We start from the raw sequence: 5,524 nt of genomic DNA, 5'->3' as shown, positions 1-5,524 counted from the left end.
GGCGGGCGGGCGGTGGGTCCTCCTCGCTCAACCCCGTGGCAGGATCTCCAAGTCGGGCGTCATCAGCAGGAACGGGAGCCCACCATGCCGGACACCACTTCGGCTTCGGCCGACCGCCGTCCTCACGCCGTACGCGACGTACTGGCCCGCTATCACCGCGCCATGCTCGACAAGTCCGCGGACGATCTGGCCGATCTCTACGCGGTCGACGCGGTCCATGAGTTCCCGTTCCTCTTCCCCGGCATGCCCGAGCGCCATCAGGGGCGCGAAGAGATCCGTGCGGGCTATCGGGCGGCTTGGGGCGCGAGCCCGGCGCAGCCGCAGAAGATCCATGACGTCGTGGTTCACCAGAGCACCGATCCCGAGGTGATCACCGTTGAGCAGGTCGTCACCGGGACACTGACCACGACCGGGCAGTCGTTCAGCTTCCCCGGGCTGCTGGTGCTCCGGATCCGGAACGGTCTGATCGTGCACGCGCGCGACTACATGGACGGTCTCCGTGTCGCCCACACGATGGGCCGCCTGACCGCCGTGGCCGCCGCCCTCGGTTCCGAGCCGACGGAATCGCCGCGGCCCTGACTCCGTGGGCCGGCTCCGGTCGGCATGCGCGGGCCCGACCCGGAGCCGACCAGGTGGCCCACGTGCTGGGCAGGATCGCCGCCGCGATGTCGCTGCAGCCGACACAGGTCAACGGCGACCCGGCCCTGATCGTCCGGCTGGGCGGCGAGATCGACACCGTCATGGCGATGCGCATCGACGACGGCCTCGTCGCCGGTCTCTACGCCGTGCGCAATCCCGAGAAGCTGTCGCGACTGGAACGGCGGACCACCTTGCGCCGCTGACAACGTCCAACAGGTGTTGCCACGTACACCATCGGCCGGGTGCCCAGGGCCATGGTGAGGTGACCAGGGCGTTCCTAATCTCGTGGGCATGGCTGACGACGAGAAACACACAGCGGACACGGGCACGTCCGGCACGGCGGTGCCCTCGCGGCGGCACGCGTTACGGCGGCTCGCGACGGTGGCCGGTGGGGCCGCGGTCGCCGTCGGGCTCGGTACCGGGGCAGCGGCTCGGGCCACCGGCACCGGCACCGGCTGGGCCGGGGAACAGGCGCGCAAGGGCGTGCGCACGTACGTCCTCGTTCACGGCACCCACAGCGCCGGTGACTTCTGGGCAGCGACCGGCAGGGAGCTGGCGCTGCGCGGGCACCGGGTCGTCGCGGTGGACCAACCGCTGCACGGTGCCGAGAAGTTCGTTCCGGAGGCGTATCAGCAGCAGGATCTGCGGGCTCTGGCGACGGAGCCCTCGCCGCTCGCCGCCCTCACGCTGGACGACTTCGAGCGGCGGGTCACAAACGTCGTGCGGCGCGCCGCGCGGCTCGGCGGGCCCGTGGTCCTGGTCGGGCACAGCATGGGCGGGGTCTCGGTCAGCAGGGTCGCCGACGCCGTACCCGGACTGCTCGCGCACATCTGCTACATGGCCGCCTTCTGCCCGAGCCGGGGCATGCCGTCCCTGAACGACTGCGCGTCCTCACCCGAGGGGCAGCACGCCATCACTCCGGTGGAGCAGGTCATCGGGGACCCGGAGAAGCTCGGTGTGCTGCGCCTCAACTGGCGTACGGCCGACCGCCGTGACCTCGCGCTGTTCAAGGAGATGATCTGTGCGGACTACACGGACGGGGCGTTCCTGCGGGTGCTGGACAGCATGCAGACCGACGAGTCGGTGGTGGCGTACGCGGGGCGGGCCGTGGGGCGCGCGGGTACGTGGGGGCGCGTCCCCCGCACGTATCTGCGGATGGGCAAGGACAGGACCGTTTCCCCGGAGCTTCAGGACCGGATGATCGCGGAAGCCGACGAGCTCACGCCGGACAACCGGTTCACGGTCCACAACTTCCCCGGGGTCGGTCATCTGGGTCCCACAGATCCCGCTCGTGTGGTGGACCTGCTGCACGGCCTGCGTGTGTAGTCGCGGCTCACCACCCCAGGCCACCCCAAGACACCCCAAGTCACGCCATGGTGCGCAGGGTCGTGACGATACGGTCTGTGAGTTTCTTCGCTGTGGCGGCGCCGTTGTCGTGGCCGTCGGTGGACATGACGCTCACGACGTCGGTGCCCACGCGCGCGGCGATCAGCGTCGTGCCGTTCTCCCAGGCGCTGTCCGTGAGCGTGATGGTGTAGGCGGAGTCTCCGAGTCCGGCCGTGCCGGCGCCGGAGATCCTCACCTTGCTGTGGGTCTGCGAGTCCGTGAACTCCGGGCACTCGGAGACGATCTTCTCCAGGCTCTTCACCACGCTCACCGCGGTCGTCCCGCGGAAGGCGTCGATCTCCTGGGCTATGTCCTCGGACGTGTCCTTGTTGACGTAGTCGTTCTGCGCGAACGAGACGCCCGTGACCCCGGTGACGTCGATCCAGCCCGTGCCGTTGAGCTTGGCGCAGTCCGGCTTCGACACGTCGGCGGAGGACGGCGATGTGTAGGCGGTGCCGGAGTCCCGGGCACCGCTCGGGTCGACCGCGAAGCCGGAGGCGAAGAAGGACGCCGGGGCCAGGGCCTTCTTGAGCTGTGCGCCCGTCTTCAGGCCGGCGTCGGGGTCCTTGCTGCTCTTGCTGGTCTTGGCCGCTTGCGTCGCCGGAGATCCGGAGGATCCGGATGAGTCGGAGGAACAGGCCGTCAGGGCCAGCGGGAGCGCCGTTGCCGCGAGCAGCGTGGCAGCGGAGGACAGGAGACGCATCTGCATCCTTCGGGGGTCGCGCAACGCCGGTCCCGGTGTGTGCACGGGTGCGGCGAGGCCAGTGGATCTCCGGCCCGAACGGACCTTATGGGCGCACAGCCCACACAAAGGCATGTAGCAGTCAAAGTTCTGTCAAAGCGCGACCTGTCACAGCGCGAGGAAGGCGCTCAGGGCGGCATACAGGTGTTCCGGCTGGTCAAGGTGTACGTCGTGGCCTGCCTCAGGGATGGTCGTGAGCTTTGTGGACGGGCGGCGGGCGAGCATCTCGGTGGCCTCCGGGTCGGGCATGGTGCCCTCCGCGCCGCGTACGAGCAGGGTGGGGCAGGTGACGCGGGTCCAGTCGGGCCAGTACGCGGTCGTGGCCAGTTCCGCGACCGCGGCGAGCATGGTGGCGCGGTCGAGGCGGTCGATGCCGGGGTGCTGCCCCTTGTCCAGCCAGGCGGCGATGTCGGCGGGGAGGCTGGGGGTCGGGCCGCCCGGGCCTGCCTCGATCAGGACGAGGGAGTGGACCAGGTCCGGGTGGGCGGCCGCGGTGAGCAGGGCCGTGTGGCCGCCCAGGGACTGGCCGACGAGGGTCACCGGGGCCAGGTCCAGGGCGTGGATCACCGTCAGGGCGTCCTGTACGGCGGCGGCCCGGGTCATGTCCTTCGGCTCGCGTGTGCTGGAGCCGTGGCCTCGGGCGTCGTACGTCACGATCCTGTGCCCGTCCGCGAGCAGCGGGGGCAGGAGAGTGTCCCACTCGCCCACGTGGCCGGCGAGGCCGTGCAGGAGGAGGAGCGGCGGGTCGGCGCCTTGGCCTTCACCGTCTTGACCTCCTTGGTCGCGGTAGGCGCGGTAGGCGAGGCGGGTGCCGTCCGGTGTGGTGAGGTGGCCCGTCGTGGGGGTGGGGGTGGTCACGAGTGGTCACCGTACGGCCCGTCGTGGGCGCCGGCTACGGGGTTTTCGCGTCGCGCTCGGCGCCCGTGGACGTCGGGAGACGGGTGTCAGGAGGCCGGTGTCAGTTTCGGGATGCCGAACAACAGGGCGTAACCCGGGGGGAGTTGGGTCAGGACGCGGTCGATCAGCTGGGTGCCGGCCCGTTGCGGGAGCGTGCCGAGGACCGAGCTGACGTCCCAGCGGGCCGTGTCGGGGGTGGCTCCCTCGATACGGGTCGCGACGTTGTCGACGAACTCGGGGGCGGTCAGCGGGCGGGACAGCGGGACCTCGGACGCGAGGGGCCGTGCCGCTTCTTCGGGCAGGCTCCGCGCGAGTTCGGCGCGTTCGTCGCCGGTGAGCTGACCGCCGAGGGCGGAGAGGACGACGCGGGTGACGCGGGCCGCCTCCGCCGTGGTCCTGTACCGGCCCGTGGCCCGCACCGCCTCGACCAGTTCCTCCCAGGTCGAGCGTGCGCTCGGAGTGTTCACCGGGTCACGGGGCGTCGTGGGCGTTGTGCTGCTCTGCGGTCTCGTGGTGGGAGTCATCGTCGGGCTCCTCCGGGTCCAGTACCGGTGCCAGGGGGTCCGGTTTCCGGTTCCCGTCCGAGTGCCCAGGTCTTCGGTACGTGTACCGCTTCCTGGGCGGTTAGCCTCGGACCACTCAGATCAACGTACGGAGCGTACGGGACGTACGGGACACGGGAGGCAGTGATGGCGAAGGTTCCCACGGCGGCGGTGGCCGCCGGCGGGCTGATCGGTGGGTACGGCGTGGCCCGCTGGACCAGGAAGCGCCCGCTCGGTGGGGCCGTACTGGCCGTCGCGGGCGCCGCGGCGACGCAGCAGTGGCGGCGGGAGGCCGGGGGCAGGGCCGCCGGGGCGCTGACCGCCGCGTACGTCGCCGCGTTCGCCGGGTCGCATCCGCTGGCCAAGAAGGTGGGCGCCTGGCCTGCCGTGTTCGGGGTCGCTGGTGCCGTGGCGCTGGCGTCCTGGGTGGTGGCCGACCGGCGGGGCTAGGGATCAGCTGGTACGTGTGGGCTTCCGCCCACGGCCCACCGCTCGTCAGTGAGCGTCCGTCGTCCGGCTCGGCCGCGTGGTCTTGGCCGTGGTCCCGTACCTGTCCGTCGTCTCCCGGGTCCGGAACGCCCGTCGGTACGCCTGCGGGCTGATCCCCACCACCCTCTTGAAGCGGTCACGGAACGCCGTCGGGGAGCCGAAGCCCGCCTGGTGGGCGATGCGTTCGACGGCGTGGTCGGTGTTCTCCAGGAGGTGCTGGGCGCGGCGGACGCGGGCCCGGTGCAGCCACTGCAGCGGTGTCGTGCCCGTCTGTTCGCGGAAACGGCGGTTGAGCGTACGGGCGCTGGTGCCCGCGTGGGCCGCGATGTCGTCGAGGGTGAGGTCCCGCTCGGCGTTCTCCTCCATCCAGTGCAGCAGGGGCTCCAGCGTCGCGCCGGCCGGGGCGGGTGGTTGGGCGTGGAGGATGAACTGGGCCTGGCCGCCCTCCCGTTCGAGCGGCATGACCGACATGCGGGCCGCGTGGGCGGCGACTGCCGAACCGTAGTCCTTGCGGATCATGTGCAGGCACATGTCCATCGCGGCGGCGGCTCCGGCCGAGGTGAGGAACTGGCCGTTGTCGACGTAGAGGACGTTCGGGTCGACGGTCACCTTCGGGTACATGGCCGCCAGGTCGGCGGCGGCGATCCAGTGTGTGGTGGCGCGTTGTCCGTCCAGGAGGCCGGTGGCGGCGAAGAGGAACGCGCCTACGCAGATCGAGGCGATGCGTGTGCCGTTGGCTGCCGCCTCGCAGATGGCCTTGGCGACGCCTGGGGGGAGCGGGGTGGTGGGGTCGGCCGTGCCGGGGAGGATGATCGTGTCCGCTTCGGCC

The 5,524-nt window shown here is 71.1% G+C and carries 8 protein-coding genes; 4 read left to right on the top strand and 4 right to left on the bottom strand.

What is annotated here, in order from left to right:
* The first annotated feature begins 84 nt into the window (after positions 1-84).
* The 3 genes from FNH08_RS43450 (at position 85) to FNH08_RS43440 (ending at position 1,965) form a co-directional block, all read left to right on the top strand.
* Positions 85-579 (top strand): nuclear transport factor 2 family protein, encoded by a 495-nt coding sequence (locus tag FNH08_RS43450; protein WP_152777021.1) that lies wholly within the window; start codon positions 85-87, stop codon positions 577-579.
* 62 nt (positions 580-641) lie between these two features.
* Entirely contained in the window at positions 642-842 is a 201-nt protein-coding gene (locus tag FNH08_RS43445) for a hypothetical protein (RefSeq protein ID WP_407704570.1), read from the top strand.
* 88 nt (positions 843-930) lie between these two features.
* Positions 931-1,965: an alpha/beta hydrolase gene (locus tag FNH08_RS43440; protein ID WP_152777020.1), complete on the top strand. Its 1,035-nt coding sequence runs from the start codon at positions 931-933 to the stop codon at positions 1,963-1,965.
* Between the two features lie 40 nt (positions 1,966-2,005).
* On the opposite strand, the gene FNH08_RS43435 is transcribed toward FNH08_RS43440, so the two are convergent.
* From FNH08_RS43435 to FNH08_RS43425, 3 genes are all read right to left on the bottom strand, one after another.
* Complete coding sequence (locus tag FNH08_RS43435; protein ID WP_152777023.1) at positions 2,006-2,728, bottom strand: hypothetical protein; 723 nt, start codon at positions 2,726-2,728, stop codon at positions 2,006-2,008.
* A gap of 147 nt (positions 2,729-2,875) precedes the next feature.
* The gene (locus FNH08_RS43430) at positions 2,876-3,625 is read right to left on the bottom strand and encodes an alpha/beta fold hydrolase (protein WP_322726397.1); all 750 of its coding nucleotides are present in this window, start codon (positions 3,623-3,625) and stop codon (positions 2,876-2,878) included.
* Between the two features lie 86 nt (positions 3,626-3,711).
* Positions 3,712-4,188, bottom strand: coding sequence for a DUF2267 domain-containing protein (locus FNH08_RS43425; protein ID WP_152777019.1), 477 nt, complete (start codon positions 4,186-4,188; stop codon positions 3,712-3,714).
* A gap of 165 nt (positions 4,189-4,353) precedes the next feature.
* Here FNH08_RS43425 and FNH08_RS43420 point away from each other — a divergent pair, with 165 nt between their 5' ends.
* On the top strand, positions 4,354-4,656 hold the full coding sequence (locus FNH08_RS43420) for a hypothetical protein (RefSeq protein ID WP_152777018.1): 303 nt from the start codon (positions 4,354-4,356) through the stop codon (positions 4,654-4,656).
* 45 nt (positions 4,657-4,701) lie between these two features.
* Here FNH08_RS43420 and FNH08_RS43415 read toward each other — a convergent pair.
* Positions 4,702-5,524: GlxA family transcriptional regulator (locus FNH08_RS43415; RefSeq protein WP_152777017.1), on the bottom strand; the 823-nt coding region annotated here is incomplete at its 5' end.

This window comes from Streptomyces spongiae, from assembly GCF_009377185.1.
Lineage (GTDB): Bacteria > Actinomycetota > Actinomycetes > Streptomycetales > Streptomycetaceae > Streptomyces > Streptomyces spongiae.
This window is presented reverse-complemented; position numbering and strand designations above follow the sequence as displayed.